The sequence below is a fragment of the Acinetobacter piscicola genome, from assembly GCF_002233755.1.
In the GTDB taxonomy this organism is placed as follows: Bacteria; Pseudomonadota; Gammaproteobacteria; order Pseudomonadales; family Moraxellaceae; genus Acinetobacter; species Acinetobacter piscicola.
Genome location: NZ_KZ268705.1, coordinates 43399 through 66900 on the forward strand (window position 1 = coordinate 43399; position 23502 = coordinate 66900).

At 38.1% G+C, this 23502-nt stretch carries 20 protein-coding genes; 12 read left to right on the plus strand and 8 right to left on the minus strand.

Going from position 1 to position 23502, the window contains the following annotated elements:
* Nucleotides 1–218: 218 nt before the first annotated feature.
* From lolA to rplU, 3 genes are all read right to left on the minus strand, one after another.
* Nucleotides 219–914 carry an outer membrane lipoprotein periplasmic chaperone LolA gene (gene lolA, locus CDA10_RS01855; protein WP_089603823.1) on the minus strand — a complete coding sequence of 232 codons (696 nt, stop codon included), beginning with the start codon at nucleotides 912–914 and terminating at the stop codon, nucleotides 219–221.
* A gap of 208 nt (nucleotides 915–1122) precedes the next feature.
* Nucleotides 1123–1380 carry a 50S ribosomal protein L27 gene (rpmA, locus tag CDA10_RS01860; RefSeq protein ID WP_010113104.1) on the minus strand — a complete coding sequence of 86 codons (258 nt, stop codon included), beginning with the start codon at nucleotides 1378–1380 and terminating at the stop codon, nucleotides 1123–1125.
* A gap of 19 nt (nucleotides 1381–1399) precedes the next feature.
* Complete coding sequence (gene rplU, locus CDA10_RS01865) at nucleotides 1400–1711, minus strand: 50S ribosomal protein L21 (RefSeq protein WP_089603824.1); 312 nt, start codon at nucleotides 1709–1711, stop codon at nucleotides 1400–1402.
* 427 nt (nucleotides 1712–2138) lie between these two features.
* Here rplU and sdsA point away from each other — a divergent pair, with 427 nt between their 5' ends.
* From sdsA to CDA10_RS01910, 9 genes are all read left to right on the plus strand, one after another.
* On the plus strand, nucleotides 2139–3122 hold the full coding sequence (gene sdsA / locus CDA10_RS01870; RefSeq protein WP_089603825.1) for an All-trans-nonaprenyl-diphosphate synthase: 984 nt from the start codon (nucleotides 2139–2141) through the stop codon (nucleotides 3120–3122).
* Between the two features lie 15 nt (nucleotides 3123–3137).
* Nucleotides 3138–5192 (plus strand): site-specific recombinase, encoded by a 2055-nt coding sequence (locus tag CDA10_RS01875; protein WP_167374939.1) that lies wholly within the window; start codon nucleotides 3138–3140, stop codon nucleotides 5190–5192.
* Nucleotides 5193–5357: 165 nt separating this feature from the next.
* Nucleotides 5358–5996 (plus strand): phosphatase PAP2 family protein, encoded by a 639-nt coding sequence (locus CDA10_RS01880; RefSeq protein WP_089603827.1) that lies wholly within the window; start codon nucleotides 5358–5360, stop codon nucleotides 5994–5996.
* Complete coding sequence (locus tag CDA10_RS01885; protein ID WP_089603828.1) at nucleotides 5996–7246, plus strand: efflux RND transporter periplasmic adaptor subunit; 1251 nt, start codon at nucleotides 5996–5998, stop codon at nucleotides 7244–7246. The genes CDA10_RS01880 and CDA10_RS01885 overlap by 1 nt, the downstream gene beginning before the upstream one ends.
* A gap of 13 nt (nucleotides 7247–7259) precedes the next feature.
* Nucleotides 7260–10436 carry an efflux RND transporter permease subunit gene (locus tag CDA10_RS01890; RefSeq protein WP_089603829.1) on the plus strand — a complete coding sequence of 1059 codons (3177 nt, stop codon included), beginning with the start codon at nucleotides 7260–7262 and terminating at the stop codon, nucleotides 10434–10436.
* Nucleotides 10436–11896 (plus strand): multidrug efflux RND transporter AdeIJK outer membrane channel subunit AdeK, encoded by a 1461-nt coding sequence (gene adeK / locus CDA10_RS01895; RefSeq protein WP_089603830.1) that lies wholly within the window; start codon nucleotides 10436–10438, stop codon nucleotides 11894–11896. The genes CDA10_RS01890 and adeK overlap by 1 nt, the downstream gene beginning before the upstream one ends.
* Nucleotides 11897–12059: 163 nt before the next feature.
* Entirely contained in the window at nucleotides 12060–12425 is a 366-nt protein-coding gene (locus CDA10_RS01900; protein ID WP_089603831.1) for a YbjQ family protein, read from the plus strand.
* A 9-nt stretch (nucleotides 12426–12434) separates the two neighbouring features.
* Nucleotides 12435–12872, plus strand: coding sequence for a YbjQ family protein (locus CDA10_RS01905; RefSeq protein WP_089603832.1), 438 nt, complete (start codon nucleotides 12435–12437; stop codon nucleotides 12870–12872).
* A gap of 195 nt (nucleotides 12873–13067) precedes the next feature.
* Nucleotides 13068–14102: an agmatine deiminase family protein gene (locus tag CDA10_RS01910; protein WP_089603953.1), complete on the plus strand. Its 1035-nt coding sequence runs from the start codon at nucleotides 13068–13070 to the stop codon at nucleotides 14100–14102.
* A 101-nt stretch (nucleotides 14103–14203) separates the two neighbouring features.
* On the opposite strand, the gene CDA10_RS01915 is transcribed toward CDA10_RS01910, so the two are convergent.
* From CDA10_RS01915 to CDA10_RS01925, 3 genes are all read right to left on the minus strand, one after another.
* Nucleotides 14204–14956: a PA3715 family protein gene (locus CDA10_RS01915; protein WP_089603833.1), complete on the minus strand. Its 753-nt coding sequence runs from the start codon at nucleotides 14954–14956 to the stop codon at nucleotides 14204–14206.
* A 110-nt stretch (nucleotides 14957–15066) separates the two neighbouring features.
* Nucleotides 15067–15864, minus strand: a complete 798-nt coding sequence (locus tag CDA10_RS01920) for an SDR family NAD(P)-dependent oxidoreductase (RefSeq protein ID WP_089603834.1) — start codon at nucleotides 15862–15864, stop codon at nucleotides 15067–15069.
* Between the two features lie 80 nt (nucleotides 15865–15944).
* Complete coding sequence (locus tag CDA10_RS01925; RefSeq protein ID WP_228704581.1) at nucleotides 15945–16643, minus strand: hypothetical protein; 699 nt, start codon at nucleotides 16641–16643, stop codon at nucleotides 15945–15947.
* A gap of 363 nt (nucleotides 16644–17006) precedes the next feature.
* On the opposite strand from CDA10_RS01925, the gene CDA10_RS01930 reads away from it, so the two are divergent.
* The 3 genes from CDA10_RS01930 to CDA10_RS01940 are packed head-to-tail and all read left to right on the plus strand — an operon-like array spanning nucleotide 17007 to nucleotide 21761.
* Nucleotides 17007–19898 (plus strand): valine--tRNA ligase, encoded by a 2892-nt coding sequence (locus CDA10_RS01930; protein ID WP_089603836.1) that lies wholly within the window; start codon nucleotides 17007–17009, stop codon nucleotides 19896–19898.
* 55 nt (nucleotides 19899–19953) lie between these two features.
* A complete protein-coding gene (locus tag CDA10_RS01935) occupies nucleotides 19954–20754 on the plus strand; it encodes a RipA family octameric membrane protein (protein ID WP_089603837.1) in 801 nt (266 codons plus the stop codon).
* 5 nt (nucleotides 20755–20759) lie between these two features.
* Nucleotides 20760–21761 (plus strand): 5'-nucleotidase, encoded by a 1002-nt coding sequence (locus CDA10_RS01940; RefSeq protein ID WP_089603838.1) that lies wholly within the window; start codon nucleotides 20760–20762, stop codon nucleotides 21759–21761.
* A gap of 198 nt (nucleotides 21762–21959) precedes the next feature.
* Here CDA10_RS01940 and CDA10_RS01945 read toward each other — a convergent pair whose 3' ends face one another.
* A complete protein-coding gene (locus CDA10_RS01945) occupies nucleotides 21960–22322 on the minus strand; it encodes an endonuclease domain-containing protein (RefSeq protein ID WP_089603839.1) in 363 nt (120 codons plus the stop codon).
* A gap of 122 nt (nucleotides 22323–22444) precedes the next feature.
* On the minus strand, nucleotides 22445–23479 hold the full coding sequence (locus CDA10_RS01950) for a molecular chaperone DnaJ (RefSeq protein ID WP_089603840.1): 1035 nt from the start codon (nucleotides 23477–23479) through the stop codon (nucleotides 22445–22447).
* Between the last annotated feature and the right edge of the window lie 23 nt (nucleotides 23480–23502).

Genomic DNA, 23502 nt, shown 5'->3' on the forward strand with positions numbered 1-23502 from the left:
TAATTATTGAAATTCTGTTGATTTTTCCGACATATACAACATTTCATTTTTGATTTTCAAGCCTTTGTTTGAGCATAAAATCTCCTTCAATGTAAGGTATTTTATTTACGAATAAATATTCATCATCTCAAAAAATCATCACTTCGTAAGCTCTGCTGTTCTCCCAATGAGGTATAAAAAAAGCAATCCGAAGATTGCTCATTAAACAGATCAAAAACTTATTGATCAATAATATCTGTACCTTTAGGTGGTACAAAATTAAAGGTTGAGGCAGGAATCGATGCATTCACTTGGACATTGTTAAAACGCACTGTGGTTGTTTGCCCCAATGAATCTTGTAAGATCATTAAGGATGGTGCATTTTTCGCTCCAAAGCTAATCGTCAAACTTTGGAAAGCACCATCTTTTTGTTTTGGATACAAGGTGTAGTAAGTCTTAGCAGCATTGGGTTGAGTAATTCGATATGCTTTTTGAATCTGTTGTGTGTTACCACTCAATAACAATGCAGGTGTATTGGCAACTTGCTCATCTAAGCTTTGACGAACTGCTTGCTCTAAATCAGGATCATAAATCCAAACTGTTTTACCTGAAGTCACAATGGTTTGTTTTGCAGGTGTCGTTGTTTGCCAATAGAATTTACCAGGGCGCTCCACTTTCATCAAACCTTTAAAGGTCTGATTCATATGTTGTGCAGTCAAACCTTTCTTCTGAGCAACTTTACTTGATTGAGTAACTTTCGTACTTTGCTCAAAATCTGCTGTAAAGCTTTTTACACCACTTAATTGGCGTACTAAATTTGCAGTCGCTTGTTGCTCCGACGCAGCAGATGCTGCAAAAACTGTTGTGCTCATTACAGGTGCAAGCATAGTCGCACTGATTGCTACTGCACCCATCGTTTTACGAAGCATATTCATAAATTCACCTTTTATATATTTGCGTCATCGCAATTTGTAAGATGGTTCATCATAAACTAAATTTTAGCGCTAATATTAGAGAAAATAAGAGGTTTTGTATTGTTATTGGTGCAAAATGTAGAAAATATTCATCATGATGGAGATATGTTTTTAATTTTCAGACATAAAAAAACCCGCAATTAAGCGGGTCTTTTAGAACTCTTAAAACTTATGCAGTTTCAACAGTTACGTAGCGACGGCCAAACTGACCCTTCACTTCGAATTTGATTACGCCGTCAGCAGTAGCGAACAAAGTATGGTCACGGCCCATACCTACGTTTGCACCAGCGTGGAATTCTGTACCACGTTGACGAACGATAATGTTACCAGCAGTCACAGCTTGACCACCGTACATTTTAACACCTAACATTTTAGGGTTCGAGTCACGACCGTTCTTAGTCGAACCACCGGCTTTTTTAGTTGCCATGTCTATTTACTCCTAGTGATTAGCCTGCGATCGCAGTAATTTTCAACTCGGTATACCATTGACGGTGACCTTGTTGTTTACGGTAATGTTTACGACGACGCATTTTAACAATACGGATTTTGTCGTGACGACCATGACCAACCACTTCTGCAGTTACTTTTGCGCCAGCAACAACTGGAGCACCGATTTGAATGCTTTCGCCATTCACAACCATTAATACATCGTTAAATGTAATCGTTGCGCCAGTTTCAGCTTTCAACAATTCAACTTTAAGGGTTTCACCCTCAACAACACGGTGCTGTTTACCACCGCTTTGGATTACTGCGTACATATCGTACTCCAACTTACCCGTGTCGTCGTGCCGATAAAGGAATATACCGATCTTAATACGAACGCCACTGGGGGTTATACAAGGGCAAAGATTTTAAGTGATAATGAATTAAACAACAAGTCATTTTCATCAAATAATAGTATTGTGTGCTAAATAATCAAGCCTGAATATTCATTTTAAGACTCACCCATTGAATATATAGAATTTTTTTTGAAGTATTACAAAAATTGAAATAGATTTTTAAAACAAATCCGCTACTATGTAGCACAAAAGAATGACTGACTAAATGCGTGTTGTTTTACCTATACTTGGACATTTAAAGAACAAATCATTAGTATTCAGCACAATGACTGTTTTCTATAGCAACATTTATTGACGTTAATTGTTACACTCACACTTAAACGCATTTGCATGAGGCCTCCTCTCTATGACCATTGACTTTAAGCAAGATATTCTCGCTCCTGTTGCAACCGACTTCGCAGCAATGGACAAGTTTATTAATGAAGGGATCACTTCAAAAGTTGCATTGGTTATGGCCGTCAGTAAACATGTCGTTGAAGCAGGTGGAAAACGCATGCGTCCAATTATGTGTTTACTTGCTGCAAAAGCTTGTGGTGCAACAGATACGCAAATGGAAGCTTACCGCAAACTTGCTGCAATTATTGAAATGCTACATACAGCAACACTTGTTCATGACGATGTGGTTGATGAATCAGGATTACGTCGTGGTCGTCCAACGGCCAATGCGACATGGAACAATCAAACTGCGGTTTTAGTCGGTGATTTCCTCATTTCTCGTGCTTTTGATTTGTTGGTCGATCTCGACAATATGGTTTTGCTCAAAGACTTCTCAACAGGAACCTGCGAAATTGCAGAAGGTGAAGTGTTACAACTACAAGCACAGCATCAACCTGAGACAAGTGAACAAACTTACTTAGATATTATTCACGGAAAAACATCACGTTTATTTGAGCTTGCGACAGAAGGCGCTGCAATTCTTGCAGATAAACCTGAGTACCGTGAACCACTCCGTTTATTTGCTGGCCATTTTGGCAATGCCTTCCAAATTATTGATGATATTTTAGATTACACGTCTGATGCTGAAACATTAGGTAAAAATATTGGTGATGATTTGATGGAAGGTAAACCAACTTTACCTTTAATCTCTGCCCTAGCAAATACACAAGGCGAAGAGCACGAAATTATTAGAAAGAGTATTGCTACAGGCGGAACAGCAGATTTAGCACGTGTCATTCAAATCGTGCAAACATCTGGTGCTTTAGATTATTGTAGTCGCCGTGCGACCGAAGAAACTGAAGCCGCGATTCAAGCTTTAACAGCTTTACCTGAGTCTGAATACCGCCAAGCACTCTATAATTTAGCGCAACTTGCCTTACATCGAATTCAATAGAATCTCCCAAGGCTTATGCAGATACAATTTAATGATCTTTTTGTCCTCATGCAGGAACAGCTTGATAATATAAAAGCTGTTCCAAACCCAGATATTTTAATTACACTGATTAATCGTATCAGACCCAATGACAGTCATAATTTAGAAGAAACCCATTATAAATTCGATGCTTTAACGCAGGCTCTACTCCTCACCCCAAATGCTGCATCGGCATTACAAGGCTATTTACTCAAACTGATTAATCACTATAAACAAGCCAGTTTGTATGCAGACAGCGGTATTTTATCTTTAGATGGCTTTTGGAATCAGCTTGGACAGCGCTTAGGTGCTCATTTTCTTCCATTATTAGTCGATGGCGCTGAGCTGAAAGATTTGGTGGGTAAAGTTTTTCATCAACGTAGTGATAAATATTGGCTTGAAAATATTGAAGATGGACAATGGCACCTATTATTCCAACTGTTAAATCAAGGTCATCGCTATAAAGACGCGAAGCTTGGAATCAAAAGAGAAATTGTAAAAGCCATTACCGTTCTTTCTTATCGAATTAGTGGGATCGGGTTATATCCAGAATTTATCAATGCTCATCCTGAATTACAGGAATATGAATCACCTTTTTTAGTTCAAAACCGTGAAATTATTGAATTCATAGAATCTTATAAAAAAATACATCGCAGCCAAGATGAACCTGTGATGAGTATTCCACCAGATGCAGATCAAGCGCTGGTAATGATTGAACAATGTCGTGATGTGGTACAGAAAATCCGTCGTGCGACTAAACGTACTGGCGTGAGCCTCAGTTTGACCTATCTTGTGTCTTTATTAGAACAATGTTTAGACCGTATTGAATTGCTTTTAAATTTGATTGTTGACGATGACCAAATTCATTATCAAATCTATGGTGAATTACTTATCGATTTGGTTCATGCACATTATAGTGAAACCAGTGTGCGTGATTTGCTTAAAACCAATAGTGAACTGATTGCCTTACAAGTCACTGAAAATGCGAGCAAAACTGGTGAACATTATGTAAGTACCGATAAAAAGGGTTTTTGGGGCATGTACTATGCGGCGGCTGGTGCAGGTGTAATCATCGCCATCATGGCAACGATTAAAATCTTGACTGCACGACTCATCCTTGCGCCTTTTGTACAAGCTTTCTTATTCAGCATGAATTATTCACTTGGCTTTATACTCATCCATGTTTTGCATTTTACTGTTGCAACCAAACAACCCGCGATGACCGCGGCGGCACTAGCCTCTACCGTACAACATCAAAAAGGTTCAAAAACTGCACAAATTGCTGAACTTGCTGGTTTAATTATTAATATTATCAGAACGCAGTTTATTGCGATTCTGGGTAATATCTCGATCGCCATCCCCATAGCAGCCTTAGTCACCTTCCTTTGGCAATTTGCAATGCATGAGCCTTTACTCAATCATGCTAAGGCAACAGCTTTGCTACATAGTTTAAATCCATTCACCTCACTCGCTATTCCGCATGCAGCAATCGCAGGTGTTTGTTTATTTTTATCGGGATTAATCGCGGGATATTTTGACAATATGGCCATTTATCGCAAAGTTGGCCCTCGATTGAAAGCACATCTCAAATTAAAAAATCTGATGGGCCAAGAAAGACTGGATAAATTTGCCGCTTATATCGAAAGAAATTTAGGTGCTTTAGCTGGTAATTTTTTATTCGGAGTAATGCTCGGAAGTATGGGAACAATTGGGTTTATCTTAGGTTTACCTCTCGATATTCGCCATATCGCTTTCGCGTCTGCAAACTTTATTCAAGGTTTAATGACCGTCAATGGTTCTGCGGATATTGGCGTAATTATTGTCTCTTTTTTCGGCGTATTATGTATTGGGCTTACCAACCTCTTTGTTAGTTTTACATTAACAATTATTGTGGCATTACGAGCAAGACAGGTTCGTTTTGAACAGTGGAAACCGCTTGCAAAGCTTGTTTTTACTCACTTTTTTACTCGTCCTTTAGACTTCTTCTGGCCCCCTAAACAACCTTTACAAGTTGAAGAACAAAACAACACTCAAAACAAAACAAATCACTAAAGATTTTGTTATTTTTTTGTTCAAATTGTTATTTTTTTTTGCAAAAAGAAATTAGTATAAATTAACTAATCCTACTCACTTGAAAAAAAGTGTACTGACTAGTACACTTTGGCGCATTAGTTAAACTCAACGAGTGAGATTAATAATAATACTCTAGGTCATCTTATGCCTTATGTACTTATCTTGATTGGCTGTATAGGTTTACTTTTTAGTAGTATTAGTTTAAATATTAATGAGATACAACAGCTTGATTTATCAAGTGTTAAATGGATGAGCTCGCATCGTTCTAGCATTACGAATGGTCTTGCGATCACGCTTTCTTATTTAGGTGGTTTACCACCAATGATTGTGGTTGTAGCAATAAGTAGTTTGTATTTTTTGCGGCTAAAACAATATGCAAATGTCTTTATGCTCACAATTGGATTGCTCGGTGCAACAACGATTGGTTGGATAATTAAATATGCAGTCAACCGTCCACGACCAGATGAAGTGTATCAAATGGTGCAAACCTACGGTGCCTCATTTCCAAGTGCTCACAGTATTTATGCTGCTCTTTTAAGTTGCTCAATTGTTTTTATATTTCGTAAACATAGGCGAGCTAAGCTGATTTGCTTAGTGTGCTGCTTTTGGTTTTTAAGCATGGGAATTTCTCGAGTTTATCTAGGCGCACACTTCCCAACAGACGTACTTGCTGGCTGGAGTATAGGCTTTATATGGACTGCGGTTCTATGGTTCATATTGTCATCAAAGACGTTGAGTAGAAACAAATTATTTTTAAATAAAAAACTAAACGAGGTGGAATAATGATGTCGGCAAAGCTTTGGGCTCCTGCCCTTACTGCTTGTGCTCTCGCAACAAGTATTGCACTTGTGGGTTGTAGCAAAGACTCTAAACAAGCTGAGCAAGCTGCTGCTACCCAAAAAATGCCACCGACTGAAGTTGGTGTTATTGTTGCTCAACCACAAAGCGTTGAACAAAATGTTGAACTTTCAGGTCGTACAGCAGCGTATGAAATCTCTGATGTTCGTCCACAAACAAATGGTGTGATTTTAAAACGTTTGTTTACTGAAGGTAGTTTTGTTCGTGAAGGTCAACCTCTTTATGAGATTGATTCAAGTACAAACCGTGCAAACTTGGACAATGCGAAGGCAGCTTTGGTTCGCCAACAAGCAAATTTAAATGCATTGCAAGTAAAAGCAAATCGTTATCGCCAACTTGTTGGAATTAATGCTGTTTCTAAACAAGAGTATGATGATTTAGTTGCGCAAATTAAACTTGCTGAAGCAGATATTGCAGCTTCAAATGCTGTAGTTAAAAATGCGCAAATTGACTTAGGTTACTCTACCGTTCGTTCGCCTATTTCAGGTCAATCTGGACGTTCATCTGTAACTGCTGGTGCTTTGGTTACAGCAAACCAAGCCAATGCCTTGGTCACAATTCAACAACTTGATCCAATTTATGTCGATATTAATCAATCAAGTGCTGAATTATTACGTCTGCGTCAGCAATTGAGCCAAGGCAGTATTGATCGTAGTAACAATACAAAAGTTCGCTTAAAACTTGAAGATGGTAGCACTTACCCGATTGAAGGGAATCTTGCTTTCTCTGATGCAAGTGTAAACCCAGATACAGGCTCTGTGACTTTACGTGCTGTGTTCTCTAACCCAAATCATTTGTTATTGCCAGGTATGTTTGCCAATGCGCAAATTGTTCAAGGCGTGATTCCAAATGCTTACCTCGTTCCACAAGCTGCAATTACACGTACCCCTACGGGTCAAGCGATGGCAATGTTGGTCAATGCAAAAGGTCAAGTGGAACCTCGTCCTGTAACAACTTCTGGCGTTCAAGGTGCAGACTGGATTGTGACTCAAGGTCTACAAACAGGTGATAAAGTCATTGTAGACGGTATTGCCAAAGTAAAACCTGAACAAGCTGTGGTTGCTAAACCTTACCAGCCTCAAGCGGCTACACCACAAGCTGGTGCTAAGCAAGGTTCAACACAACCGGCTCAACAAAATAAGTCTAGTGAACAAAAAGCTACTTCAAATACATAAGGGGTAGACGAATATGGCTCAATTTTTTATTCATCGCCCTATTTTTGCTTGGGTGATTGCACTGGTCATTATGTTGGCGGGTATTCTTACGCTAACACAAATGCCCGTTGCTCAATATCCGACCATTGCACCACCTGTGGTGACAATTTCTGCAACTTATCCTGGTGCTTCTGCACAAACTGTTGAAAATACGGTAACCCAGATCATTGAACAACAAATGAATGGTCTAGATGGTTTGCGTTACATTTCGTCAAACAGTGCAGGTAATGGTCAGGCATCAATCAACTTGAATTTCGAGCAAGGGGTTGATCCTGATATTGCTCAAGTACAAGTACAGAACAAATTACAATCTGCAACAGCACTTTTACCTGAAGATGTTCAACGTCAAGGGGTAAAAGTGACCAAATCTGGTGCGAGCTTTATGCAAGTTCTTGCATTCTACTCTCCAGATGAAAGCCTTTCAGGGGCAGACATTAAAGACTATGTAAACTCAAATATTTCTGAACCGCTTAGTCGTGTTGCAGGGGTAGGTGAACTCCAAGTCTTTGGTGGTTCTTATGCAATGCGTATCTGGTTAGATCCAGCAAAAATGACCAGTTTACAAGTCACTCCGAGTGATATTGCTGCTGCAATTCGTGCTCAAAACTCGCAAGTGGCTGTAGGTCAATTGGGTGGCGCACCAGCTGTACAAGGTCAGGTACTCAATGCGACTGTCAATGCTCAAAGCATGTTGCAAACACCTGAACAATTTAAGAATATCTTCCTCAAAAATACAGCTTCAGGTGCTCAGGTTCGCTTGAGTGATGTTGCTCGTGTTGAATTAGGTTCAGATAACTATCAATTCGACTCTAAATTCATGGGTAAACCTGCTGGTGGTGTTGCGATTAAACTTGCAACAGGTGCAAACGCACTAGATACCGCAGCTGCTGTAGAAAAACGTCTTAGCGAACTTCGTAAAAACTATCCCGATGGTTTGAAAGATCAACTTGCTTACGACACAACCCCATTTATTCGCCTTTCAATTGAAAGTGTAGTACATACACTCGTTGAAGCTGTAGTTTTAGTATTTATCGTCATGTTCTTGTTCCTACAAAACTGGCGTGCAACAATTATTCCGACACTCGCAGTTCCTGTTGTTGTGCTTGGAACATTTGCTGTTATTAATATTTTTGGCTTCACGATTAACACGCTAACCATGTTTGCCATGGTCTTGGCGATTGGTCTATTGGTCGATGATGCAATTGTTGTAGTCGAAAACGTCGAACGGGTTATGCAAGAAGAACATGCAGGTCCTGTTGAAGCCACAGAAAAATCGATGCAACAGATTTCTGGTGCGTTGGTGGGTATTACCAGTGTATTAACAGCGGTATTTGTACCGATGGCATTCTTTGGTGGTACAACAGGTGTAATTTACCGTCAGTTCTCCATTACCTTAGTTACAGCAATGATTTTATCGCTCATTATTGCCTTAACTTTTACCCCTGCTCTCTGTGCAACATTGTTAAAACAACACGATGCCAATAAGCCTGAAAGTAATAATATTTTTGCGCGCTTCTTCCGTTGGTTTAACCGTAGTTTTGATAAGCTCGCTGAAAAATACCAAGGTGGTGTCAATCGTATGACCCACAATAGGCTATTCTCTGGCGTAGTTTATATTGCTGTTATTGCTGCCTTAGTTGGTCTGTACAAAATGCTACCCTCTTCTTTCTTACCAGAAGAAGACCAAGGTGTGGTTATGACTCTTGTTCAGTTACCACCGAGCGCCAGCCTTGAGCGAACAGATAAAGTCATCACCACCATGACTGATTACTTCCTAAATAAAGAGAAAGCCAATGTAGAGTCTATCTTTACTGTTTCTGGTTTCTCATTTACAGGTGTGGGTCAAAATGCGGGTCTTGCCTTTATTAAACTGAAAGATTGGGGTGAACGTACTTCGCCTGAGTCACAAATTGGTGCCATCATTCAACGTGGTATGTCACTAAACATGATCAAAGATGCATCTTACATCATGCCATTGCAGTTACCTGCAATGCCAGAATTGGGTGTTTCTTCAGGTTTTGACATTCAGTTAAAAGATGCGAGTGGTCAAGGACATGACAAGTTAATTGCTGCACGTAATGCTATTTTAGGAATGGCTGCTCAAGATAAACGTCTTGCGGGTGTTCGTCCAAATGGTCAGGAAGATACGCCACAATACCAAATCAACATTGATCAAGCGCAAGCGGGTGCAATGGGTGTAAGTATTGCTGATATTAACTCGACGATGAGCATGGCGTGGGGTGGTTCTTATATCAATGACTTCGTTGACCGTGGTCGTGTGAAAAAAGTTTATGTTCAAGGTGACTCAAATACTCGCATGATGCCTGAAGATTTGAACAAATGGTACGTACGTAATAGTAGTGGCACCATGGTTCCTTTCTCTGCATTTGCAACAGGTGAATGGAAATATGGTTCACCTCGTCTAGAGCGTTATAACGGTGTTGCTTCGGCTAACATTCAAGGTACACCAGCACCAGGCGTTAGCTCGGGTGATGCAATGCTCGCTATGGAAGAAATTATTGCTAAGTTACCATCAATGGGCTTAACAGGTTTCGACTATGAATGGACAGGTTTATCTTTAGAAGAGCGTGAATCTGGTAGCCAAACGGTGCCTTTATTGATTCTTTCTCTACTCATTGTATTCCTTTGTCTTTCTGCTTTATATGAAAGCTGGTCAATTCCTGCTTCTGTATTGCTGGTTGTGCCATTAGGTATCCTTGGAGCATTCGCGTTAACGTGGTTAGGTATGGTCATCAAAGGTGATCCAAACTTATCATTTAACATCTATTTCCAAGTCGCTATTGTTGCTGTAATTGGTCTTTCTGCGAAAAACGCAATTTTAATTGTAGAGTTTGCGAAAGAACTCCAAGAGCAAGGTCAAGAACTGTTCGAAGCTACGCTACATGCAGCTAGAATGCGTTTGCGTCCTATCATCATGACCACCCTTGCTTTCGGCTTTGGTGTACTTCCTCTTGCGCTTTCTAGTGGTGCAGGTGCAGGTAGCCAACACTCGGTAGGTTATGGTGTACTTGGTGGCGTAATCAGCTCAACACTTTTAGGTATTTTCTTTATTCCTGTATTTTTTGTATGGATTCGTAGTATCTTTAAGTACAAACCTAAAAACCAAAATATTCAGGAGCATAAATCGTGATGCAAAAAGTATGGTCTATTTCAGGTCGTAGCATTGCGGTATCTGCACTTGCGCTTGCTTTGACAGCTTGTCAAAGCATGCGTGGCCCAGAACCGGTAGCACAGGCAAATTTACCAACAAGTTATCTTTCAAATGCGTCTGGTACTTCTATTGCTGAACAAGGCTATAAAGACTTTTTTGCTGATCAACGCTTACTTCAAGTTATTGATCTTGCATTAACCAATAACCGTGATTTACGTACTGCAACATTGAACATTCAACGTGCTCAGCAGCAGTACCAAATCGCAGAGAACAACCAACTTCCAACCATTGGTGCAAGTGGCGGTATTCTTCGTCAAGATACGTTAAGTACGAATAAACCAATCACTTCATACAATGTTGGCTTAGGTGTTACTGCTTACGAACTTGATTTTTGGGGTCGTGTAAAAAGCTTAAAGGACAATGCACTTGATAGCTATTTAGCAACTGCAAGTGCTCGTGATGCAACACAAATTAGCTTGATTGGTCAAGTTGCTCAAGCATGGTTAAATTATTCATTTGCCACTGCACAATTGAAGCTTGCTGACCAAACGTTAAAAGCTCAACTTGACTCTTATAATCTGAACAAGAAACGTTTTGATGTGGGTATTGACAGTGAAGTTCCTGTACGTCAGGCTCAAATTTCTGTAGAAACTGCACGAAACGATGTTGCCAATTATAAGACTCAAATTGCTCAAGCCCAAAACTTGCTCAACCTCCTTGTTGGCCAACAGGTGCCAGATAACTTATTGCCTAAACAACGTGTTACACGTATTAGCAATAGTTCTGCATTTGCTTCAGGCTTACCAAGTGATTTGTTGAATAACCGTCCAGATGTTAAGGCGGCTGAATATCAACTTTCAGCAGCTGGTGCCAATATTGGCGCAGCGAAGGCTCGTTTATTCCCATCAATCAGTTTGACGGGTTCTGCAGGTTATGCTTCAACGGATCTAAGTGACCTATTTAAATCAGGTGCTTTTGTTTGGTCTCTTGGCCCAAGCCTCGACATTCCTTTATGGGATTGGGGTACACGTAAAGCAAATATTAAGATTTCAGAAACAGATCAACAAATTGCGTTGTCTGATTATGAAAAATCTGTTCAATCTGCTTTCCGTGAAGTGAATGATGCATTGGCGACTCGTGAGAATATTGGCGATCGCCTTTCTGCTCAAAGACGTTTGGTGGATGCAACCAATACAACCTATAAGCTTTCAAATGCCCGCTTCCGTGCTGGTATTGATAACTTCTTATCTGTATTAGATGCGCAACGTTCTTCTTATACGGCTGAACAAGGTTTATTGCTTTTAGAGCAAGCAAACTTGAACAACCAAGTGGAAGTGTATAAAACATTAGGTGGTGGTATTAAAGCCAATTCATCTGATCAAATTGTACAACCACCATCATCATCTGAATTGAAATATCATGCAAATGATCAGAAATAAAATCGATTGATGACACATCATGAAAAGCTCACTTCGGTGAGCTTTTTTATTGCTTTTTCAAACATAATTTCCAATGTCCATATAAGTACTGTTCAATTTAAACTTAGCACCTAAATGATTTATGAATTATCATCAAAACCTAAAACCTATTGAAAGAAATACAATGAAATTAAGTAATTTAGAAAGCGTGCCTGCACATCAGATTATCAAACAACTGGATGTGGTTTATGGAAGCACCGTCCGCAGTAAACATGCAGGACGAGACCTTTTGGCTGGATTGAAAAATATTGTCGGTGGTGAACTTACCGCTTATACAGAATTACTAGAAGAATCTCGCCAAGAAGCCATGAATCGTATGATTGAAAAAGCACAAAGTTTAGGTGCCAATGCGATTGTCGGTATTCGCTTTTCTACTTCAAATATTGCGCAAGGTGCTTCTGAAATTTTTGTTTATGGAACAGCTGTTATCATTGAAGCAAACTCAGTTGCAACAAAGTCGGTGAAACTACCCGATCCTTTTTCGAATTAGGCGAACAAAATGGATGCTTTAATTTTAAAAATTGTGATTACACTGGTTCTATTTTTTATCGGTTGGGGGTTTGGACGTTTTATTGAACAAAAGCACTTAAAAGAGTTAGAGGAAAAGGAACGACATTTATTGCATATACGTATCGATACCAATAAGTTCCAAACGTCTGAAGACCAAGGGCAACTGATTAGTAGTAATGTAGTGATTTCCCATGATTATTTTAAATACATCATTGCACAAATTCAGAATTTCTTTGGGGGTCGCTTAACCACCTATGAAAGTGTGGTTGAACGTGCACGTCGTGAAGCCATTGTCAGACTCAAACAAGAAGCTGAAAAAGTGGGTGCAAAGCAAATTATGGGTTTGCGTTTAAGTACGACTGAGTTAGGTATGCAAGGTGGCATGGTTGAGGTCTTTGCTTATGGTACAGCTATTTACACTTGTTAGTTTTATTGCCTGATCATGGATAATCTCGATTTTCTATATTCTGACAACATGGGCTTTTAGATCATTGCTCATGTGCCTTTTATTCTTATCGTCCAAATACCAAACATATGTTGCATAACTCGTTAACAATAATTCACTAAACTGTAATTAGCAGAAAAGTTAATATCGTATATTCATAAATAGGTTATATATATGATGAAATCCTTAGCACTAAAAACAAGTATGGCTTTAATCTCTATGCTTCCATTTGTAGCAAAAGCAGAATTAATTGTATTGGCTTCTCCTCAAAGTGATGATGCCTACTATGCAGAAATGATTGATGACATTTTTGAATTTCATGTCGATTATGCAAAAAAAATTATTAAAAATGGCGACAATGTCGTTATTTTGACGGATAAAGAACTTTACCCTGATTATGTAAAAGAACTGGGTGAAGATCATGTCGCAATTGCACCTATGCAAGATATTTGGATGCGTGACTTTACCAGTGCAAACCCTGCTCAACCTGTATTATTCCGTTATACTGCCGCTGGACAAGGTGGTTCTAAAAAAGGTCAGTCTATTTCAGATGACGTACAAGCAGAATTTAAATACTACGGTAAAAAAGCAGGTTTACAATATACCAATACTCAGCTGTTAAATGATGGTGGTAACTGGGTAGAAGATGGCTATGGCAATGTTGTCGTGAGTACAAAATTTTTAGCCGATAATCGACTAACAGAAAATGAAGCTCGACAAAAGTTAATTGCTTTAACGGGTGCTAAAAACATTGCTTTTATCGAAGCAGATGAGCAAGGTGGATTAGAACATGCTGATGGTGTTGTTAGCTTTGTAGATCAAAATACTTTAGTGATTAACTCTTATCCTGAAGATCCTGATTATGCTAAGCAATTAAAAGCTGATTTAAAGCGTGGACTTCCCAATGTCAAAATTCGTGAAATCATAACACCTTATGATGGCAGTCAAATTTATGACGCAAAATTCGGCTCTGCCTGTGGTTTATATACCAATATGCTCGTCACACCTGAGCGTATTTATTTCCCACAATTTGGCATAAAAGAAGATGCTGTTGCCTTACAGCAAATTCGTAGCGCGACCAAACGCACAGTGGTTCCTGTACAGTCTGCAAGTGTCTGTCATATGGGCGGTGGTGTTCGTTGCATGTCATGGCAAGTACGTGGAGAAAATGCTGAATTATTTTTAAATTATTTAGATGAAATCAGTGAGTAAATTTTAATACAGATAAAGTCAAAATCTTGGATTTTGACTTTATGAAATAAGTGATTCTAAACAATAAAAATAGTATTTAATATTCAACAACCTATATCATTTCAATATTGATAGTCATCTTTAAGTTTTTTCGGAAATTGATAACGTTGACCATCAAATTTCAAAACAAAACCTTGCTGAAATGATCTTTGATTGATCTGTTTACAATCCTCTCTCATCCCAACCATTTCATAACTTTTGATTTTACTGTTCACCTGAATATCTGAATAATTTTTTGTTTTATTAGCTTGTACCACCAAAGTAGAAGAACGTTCTTCTACTGCCGCATTACAACGTGTATCTGTTTCTGCCCGATAACGTTTAACAATCAAACTGTCTAAAATTTTCTTTTTATTTTTAAGATCATACAAATTTAAAACTTGCATTGAAAAAGGATTGGGCTGTGAATGACCTGAATAATTTAAGCGCACACCTATAGCACGATTTGAACTGTTAATTTTATAATTTGCCGTATCAAGTTGAATTGATTCTAAACCAATCGCATCCGAAACAATTTCTTCTGCAACCACATAATTGTAAACAACATTTAAATTTGATTGATTAAATTTCAATAGATTTAAGTAATAAGATCCTTGTTCTGGTTCATCTTTGACAGGAATCCATTGTGCATAAGCCATAATCACATTCGAATCATCTAAAGGATCAGATTTACAATCCATGAATGACTGTTCAAGATTAACAATTTGGGTTTGCTTCAATATTTTGGCAACAACTTGATCATTTTCACAGATATTTGCATACGCCACACCAATCAAAATAAACTGTAGGCAAATGATTCTAAAAATAATTTTCATTATTGCACCTTCATTTCTTGTATTTATATGTACTGAATAGATGAAAAGTACCTATAACTTTTATAAATGATAAGCACCTCACCATGATCTTAAGATTGATAAACTTTCAATTATTTCACTTTCATCTTACGAATCATTTTATAAAGTGTCGTTGGCGAAAGCCGTGAAACCCATACACCTAGCTTTTCTTTTCGACCACCCACGACAATATACTCTTCACCTTTTATTAAGGCTGAAACAGTTTGTTGTGCAAATTCATCTGCCTCCAAACCATTTTCGATCGCATCATCTTGATGAGCCTGTGGTTTACCTGCACCATTCAAAGCATTAAACGACACATTGGTTTTTACAAATCCGGGGAAAATTACAGAAACTTTGACGCCCTCTTGCGCAACCTCTGCACGTAAACTATTTGCCCACATGTGAATTGCAGCTTTAGCAGCAGAATACGTCGCACGATACTGAGTCCCCAATAATCCTGCAACACTAGAAACAAAAGCAATGCGTCCAGATTTTTGTGCCAAGAAAGTTGGAAGAACAAGTTTAGTTAAAAAAACTTGCGAGAAATAATCAATTTCCATAATTGCACGTTCAGTTTGCATAGTGGTATCGGCAATCAAAGCACGTTGACTTAAACCTGCATTATTAACGAGCCAATCGATTCGTCCTTTTTCTTTTAATACCTGTTCATAGGCATGACGAACTTGACCTTCATCTGTAATATCCATCGCAACAGAAATATGCTGCTCAGAATCTTGTAAGCCACTCCGTACTTTTTCCAACTCATCTAAACGTCTGGCACTTAAAACAACTTGAGCACCTTTCAAAGCACATTCTGTCGCCAATGCTTTACCAATACCTGAGGAAGCACCTGTAATCCAAATCACTTTGCCATCTAAACGATCCATGTCACTATGCTCTTGAATATAATCAATAAAGATAACAGTACGTGATTTGTCAAATAAATCAAGATTGCGATGGTATCGATTTAAGCTTCGACCAAGAACTTTTTAAAATGCTGCGCATAGTGTTGCGCTTTTTCAACATTATTTGGATTATATTCTTCGCCCGCTTTATCTAAACGTTTATAGCCCGAACTGGTCACCATATTGATGACACCATCTAAAGTTTTATTCACAACAAAATTAAACTTTAATAAAGTTTTTGGATCACGAATAAACTCCGAAACCCCTAAATCGATAATTGTAATTAAATTTTTAACCGTTACCGATAAAATACTGGTATCGCCATCTAGTAATTTTTGTAAATTTTTAGTCGCTTCCTCACCCAAATGACGATCTAATTTATAATACATAATCACTTGATTTTCATCTGAGCTTTCAAACTTTTCAAGCATATAATTGGCTACTGGCTTTAAGCGATCATTACTAAAAAAAGAGATCGACCAAGGCATATATTTTTTTAGCGCCCCCTCAATCTGATCAAAAACTTGTTCAGCTTCTTTCAGTTTTTTTTGACCACTGGCATCTAAACTTTTATTCGAACGTTGCTCTTCAAGTAGAGCGCCAAAGACTTGATCTAAAACCTGACATGATATCTCTGTAAATGTCGTTCCCAACTGTTTAGCAAGATCTTGTCTCTCACCATTATTTAAACTTTTCGTGATTTGTTTTAATTCTTGATAGGTTTTTTGTTGAATCAATAAATCGATCTGGTATTGCATCATTATTTGTCCTGTTTTTGTTTTCTACAAACTTACGGATGGTTATCTTATCAAAGCAATGTGACAGTCACATTGTCTTTACATGCAAGATGAATAGAATATTTACTCTAATTAAACCCATTATAAATCATTAATATATACTATAGCATTGTAATTTTGACTTGTTATATAAAGAGAATACCCGAATCAATGATTACTTTTTAAACAATTACATACAATGATATATAAAACTATTTTCAAATCTGCTTTTGCTGCTTTTAAGTTTGTAAAACCGACTTGATCCGCTTCAAAACGGAATCAACCACATAACTAAATTATTTGCTACAATGGATCTAATTTTTTACTTACTTTTGATCTGTTTTTACTATGACTGATTCAGCGCAAAATATTGCTACGACCTACGATCCAACTGAGATCGAAAAAAAATGGTACAAGACTTGGGAAGAGAATGGTTACTTCAAGCCTTCTCGTAAAGGTGACTCATTCTGTATCATGATTCCGCCGCCAAACGTCACTGGTAGCTTGCACATGGGTCATGGTTTTAACAATACCATTATGGATGCCTTGACACGTTATAACCGTATGTCAGGTAAAAATACTTTATGGCAACCCGGAACTGACCATGCAGGTATTGCAACGCAAATGGTGGTTGAACGCCAATTGGCTGCTCAAAACATTAGCCGTCATGATTTGGGTCGTGAAGCATTTATTGATAAAATTTGGGAATGGAAAGAGCAATCTGGCGGAACAATTACACGTCAAATTCGTCGTTTAGGTTCATCTGTAGATTGGTCACGCGAACGCTTCACCATGGATGATGGTTTATCCAATGCAGTTAAAGAAGTATTTGTAAGACTGCATGAGCAAGGTTTGATTTACCGTGGTAAACGCCTTGTTAACTGGGATCCTAAACTTCAAACAGCCCTTTCTGACTTAGAAGTTGAATCTGTTGAAGAAAAAGGTTCTTTGTGGCACTTCAAATATTTCTTTGAAGATAAATCACTGCGTACTCAAGATGGTCACGACTATTTAGTTGTAGCCACAACTCGCCCTGAAACTTTACTGGGTGACTCTGCTGTTGCTGTACATCCTGAAGATGAACGTTATGCACACTTGGTCGGTAAAAATATTGTATTGCCTATTTCAGGTCGTTTAGTTCCTGTTGTTGCAGATGATTACGTTGAAAAAGAATTCGGTACAGGCTGTGTAAAAATCACTCCTGCACATGACTTCAATGACTACGATGTCGGTAAACGCCATGATTTACCAATTATCAATATTTTCAACAAGAACGCTGAAATTTTGGCTGATTTTGAATTTATTGCTAAAGCAGGCGAACAGATTTCTAAAACCATTGCTGCTCCAGCAGACTATATTGGTTTAGAGCGTTTTGCTGCGCGTAAAAAATTGGTTGAACAAGCTGAAGTTGAAGGCTGGCTCGACCAAATCCAACCATATGACCTGAAAGCACCTCGTGGTGACCGTTCAGGTGTAATCGTTGAGCCATTATTGACAGATCAATGGTATGTAAAAATTGCACCACTTGCTGAGCCTGCAATCAAAGCGGTTAAAGATGGTGAAATTAAATTCGTTCCTGAGCAATACAGCAATATGTATATGGCTTGGATGAACAACATTCAAGACTGGTGTATTTCACGTCAATTGTGGTGGGGTCATCGTATCCCTGCTTGGTATGATGTTGAAGGCAACATTTATGTGGGACGTTCTGAACAAGAAGTACGTGAGAAAAATAACATCACTGCCGATGTAGAACTTAACCAAGATGAAGATGTTCTTGATACATGGTTCTCTTCAGGTCTTTGGACATTCTCTACACTAGATTGGACAGGTGATGAGGCGAAAGATAAAGAAAACTATTTCTTAAATACGTTCCACCCAACAGATGTCTTGGTGACAGGTTTTGACATCATCTTCTTCTGGGTTGCGCGTATGATTATGCTTACGATGCACTTCATGAAAAATGAAGATGGCACACCGCAAGTTCCGTTTAAAACTGTGTATGTACATGGTTTGGTACGTGATGGTGAAGGTCAGAAAATGTCTAAGTCTAAGGGCAATGTACTTGACCCATTAGATTTGATTGATGGCGTAGATCTTGAAACTTTAGTTCAGAAACGTACGACTGGTTTGATGAATCCTAAGCAAGCGGCGAAGATTGAAAAATCAACACGTAAAGAATTCCCAGAAGGCATTCAAGCTTATGGTACAGATGCGGTTCGTTTTACGTTCTGTGCGCTTGCAAACACAGGTCGTGATATTAAATTCGATATGAAGCGTGTTGAAGGTTACCGTAACTTTGCCAATAAGATTTGGAATGCAACGCGTTTTGTAATGATGAACTGCGAAGAACAGCCGATTGGTACTGAAATTCGCCAAGATCTTTGGGAACTTCCTGAACAGTGGATCGTCAGCCGTTTACAAAAAGCTGAAGCTGCTGTTCAACAAGCTTTCGCGACTTACCGTTTAGACTTGGCTGCGCAAGCCATTTACGAGTTCATTTGGAATGAATACTGTGATTGGTATGTAGAATTAACCAAGCCAGTTTTGAATGATTTAAATGTATCGACTGAGCGTAAAGCTGAAGTTCGCCGTGTACTTCTTTCAGTTATGGAAGCTTCGTTACGCCTTGCGCACCCACTTATGCCGTATTTGACTGAAGAAATTTGGCAAAAACTTGCACCAATGGTGGGTATTGGTGGTGAAAGCATCATGCTTGCGCAATACCCTATTTCAAACCCTGAGCGTGTTAATGAACAAGCTGAAGCAGACATGCAGTGGTTACAAGGTTTGATTGGTGCTGTTCGTAACATCCGTGGTGAAATGGGCTTAGGTAATGCTCGTTTGCTTCCAGTATTGCTTCAAAATACGACGGATGCTGAAAAAGCACAGATTTCACGTATTGAACCGTTGTTTAAAGCATTGGCTAAAGTTGAAAGTATTACTTTCTTGGCGAATGGCGAGCAACCGCCATTGTCTTCGTCATCTGTAGTCGATCATGCATCTGTATTTGTTCCAATGAAAGGTTTGATTGACCCGAAAGCGGAATTAGGTCGTTTGCAAAAAGACTTTGATAAAGTCCAAAAGCAACATGATCAAATTGCAACGAAGCTTGGTAATGAAGGTTTTGTAGCAAAAGCACCTGCTGCTGTGGTTAAAGGTGAGAAAGTTAAACTGGCTGAGTTTGCTGCTCAGTTAGAAAAGATTAAGGCGAATATGGATCAGATTGCGGCGCTTTAAAACTTGTTATAATTAATTTTTAAGATAAAATCCCTTCAAATTTGAGGGGATTTTTATGTCTTTTTTTAGATCACTGTTATACGAAAAAAATAATAATTTAAAACTTTCTGATGATTTAGCTAGACTAAAAAGTATCTATGAGATAGCTATTGAGACGAGAAATTGTGAAATTCAACAACTAGTTCATCGCAATAATTTTTTTATGATTTTTCAAGGTGTATTGGTTGCATCTATTATTTACTCAAATAATACTGTCGCTTTAATACATTTTTTTATATGCCTCTTTGGAATTGTTATTTCATTCTATCAAATGCAAATTGCTGCTGGAGCTAAGTTTTGGCAAGAATATTGGGAAAATCAAGTAAATGAAGCTGAAAACAATCTTGAATCTTTTTTCTTAACTCAAGGAAAATCTTTCCATAAATTGTTCAATAAAAATGTTAAGAATGTGCAATATGATATTTTTTCAAAATATTATGAAAACAAGAAAGATAAAATTTTCGATGCTAGTAAATATAATAACCTAAACGTTTTTTCATTACGTTTTATCAAGCAATACTCTCCATTCACTTCAAAAGAAGAACGTATACTATTAAAGCCTTCAGTCAGTAAAGTACCTATTGCAACAGCAAGAATGTTATTAATTATTTGGATAATGCTTTTATTTTTTTCAACGGGTCTTGGTAATAGTTTTTTCAATCAGATTAAAGGTTATCAATTAATCACTGGATTTCCGGGGAAAGCGATTACACATGTAGATATTAGAAACCAGTCATTACCCAATCGTGAAGATGGATATGATGATACTTCTATAAAATGTACAACAAACATTCCTTTTAAAAGAATCTGTGAGTAAGTTTAATGTCAGGATATAACTTAGAAAAAAAATTAGTGATTGGGCTAGCTTCAAGTGCCCTATTTAATTTAGAGGAATCAGATGAGGTATTCCGAACTCAAGGAGAACTAGCATATCGTGAATACCAAAAACAACATGAAGATACTCTTTTAGATCAAGGAGTAGCATTTCCTTTTATTCAACGTCTGCTTAATTTGAATAATATCTTTCCAACAGATAAGCCGTTTGTTGAAGTTATTCTACTCTCACGTAACGATCCTAATACTGGTTTACGTGTAATGAATTCTATCGAAAAGTATGGACTAGGAATCAAAAGAGCTATTTTTCTACAAGGAAGAACTCCTCACAAATATATTGATGCTTTAAATATTAGTCTATTTCTTTCAGCAAATGAAACTGATGTGAACCAAGCAATTAATGCAGGTTATCCAGCAGGGTTAATTCTAAAAGGTCATATATTTGATGTCGCTCATGATGAAGAATTGCGTATTGCTTTTGACTTTGATGGAGTTATTGCTGATGATGCTTCAGAACAAGTTTTTAAAGAAAGTGGGCTTGGTGCTTTTATAGAAAATGAAAGTAATCTCGCAAATCAACCCGTTAATGAGGGCCCTTTACACAAGCTTTTGAAAGAGTTATCAACCTTACAAAAAGAGGAATTGAAATATCAAGCTCAGCATTCTGATTATAAAGGTAGATTAAGACTTTCTATTGTTACAGCAAGAAATGCACCTGCACATAAACGAGTAATAAACTCTTTACGTTCATGGGGAATTGATACAGTAAACGAAGCTTTCTTCTTGGGTGGAATTGAAAAGCGTAAGGTATTAGAAATCCTGCAACCTCATATTTTCTTCGATGATCAAGTTGGACATTTAGAAAAAACTGCAAATAGTATTGCTTCTGTCCATATTCCTTTTGGGATAGCTAATAAAAAATTAGAATCGACTACAACTCCTTCAACAACCAAAGCGAGTGGTAATCATCTCAATGCAGAACAAAATTAATTAAAAATACCCCCTCATTCCTCACCTTCTCCCAAAGGGAGAGGGAGTAGTGAATTAACTTGCTGTTCGATACGTAATTAAATTCCCTCTCCTCTCAGGAGAGGGTTAGGGAGAGGTGCTTTAAAGATTTTTCATTATAGATCCCCTCACCCCCGCTCTCTCCCTAAGCCATATATGGCGTAAGAGAAGGAGCTTCCATTACAAATCACCTTTCAGTTCAAAACAAACATTCCACAAAGCCTCCAAAACCACATCCGTATTCTTCAAAACATCATAATTCCAATACCGCACCACCTTTAACCCCAAAGCCTCTAAAAATGCTGTCCTTACTTCATCATATTCAATTGCATCATCAGCACCATGCTGACCACCATCTAACTCAATCACCAAACCAAGTTCATGGCAGTAAAAATCCACAATATACGGCTCAATGACATGCTGACGACGAAATTTAAGATTCATAAAACGCTTTGCACGTAGCAAATGCCATATCAAACTTTCAGCATCTGTGGCATTGCTTCGCATAGTCTTGGCGAATATTAATAATTGTGGGTCTATCATTTTTATTATTACCTCTCCCTAGCCCTCTCCTTAAAGGAGAGGGAATATCATCTAATTACACACCACCATAAAATCAATTGCTACACCCTCTCCCTCAGGGAGAGGGTTGGGGTGAGGGAAAATCAAAGTACCCCATGCCCCAACAACATCTCCAACCCTTTCACCCGCTCCATATACTTCAATCGTTCTTTCTCAGTTTTCAACTGCTGTTTTAACGCAACGCAATCTGCATCAATTGCTTTATATACATCACCAATATGCACATTTTCCAATTTCACTTTATTGTCTAAATGAAAAGAATCAAAAATTTCAATCATTTGACTTTCAAGCTTCTGACTTTGTGCCTCCAAAGCTATTTGATAAAACTTCACTTGCTCCGCAGTTAAGTCTTTAGCGGTCTGACCTTTACCTTGTTCTAAATCTAATTGTAATTTCAACAAATAAAATAAATCCTGTCCTGTATAAGCCGCATTCACCGTTTGCAATAACTCTGTTTTTTCTAACTTTTTCACTTCATCAGGTTCGCGGTCTGGGTGAATCATCGCCGTGATTTTTAAATATATGGTTTTAAGCGACTGCTCTGCCATTTTGGCTGCTTGCTCACGTTTTTCTTGTTGTTTCAAGTGCTTTGCACGTTCACGTTCCGCCTCATATTGGACTGAATCATATTCATAATTTCCCCAATCTACCTCTATTTCCTGCTCTATTTCTTGTTCTATGGTTTCGAGAAAATCATCTCGTTGTCTTAACATTGCTTTGGTTTTTTTAGCTTTTAAATGCGCTGCATGTTGCAAATAAAAAGTATTAATTTTCTCAACTTGCTCTTTTTGCTGTGTATTCAGCATTTGTGATTTTTTCAGCATTGCGGCCAAAGCTGCTATTTTACTGTCGATTTGTGCTAAATCTACTTTGGAAAATGCATCACTGGCCAAATGATTCCACAATGTATTCAACTGCTCAAATAAAACCGCATGCAACTCGCTATAAATCGGTAAAAGTTTACTTCGAGTATAATTTTGAATGTCTATTTGGGCATTTTCCCAACTGGCAAGATCATGCTTTTGCTGTTCAATTTTATCGATCAGACGCTTTAACTTTCTCTGTTGTGGCGTGAGTAATGTTGTTTGCTGAACACTGATTTTTAAATCAAAAGACATAGCCAATCAAAACTTTAAAGAAG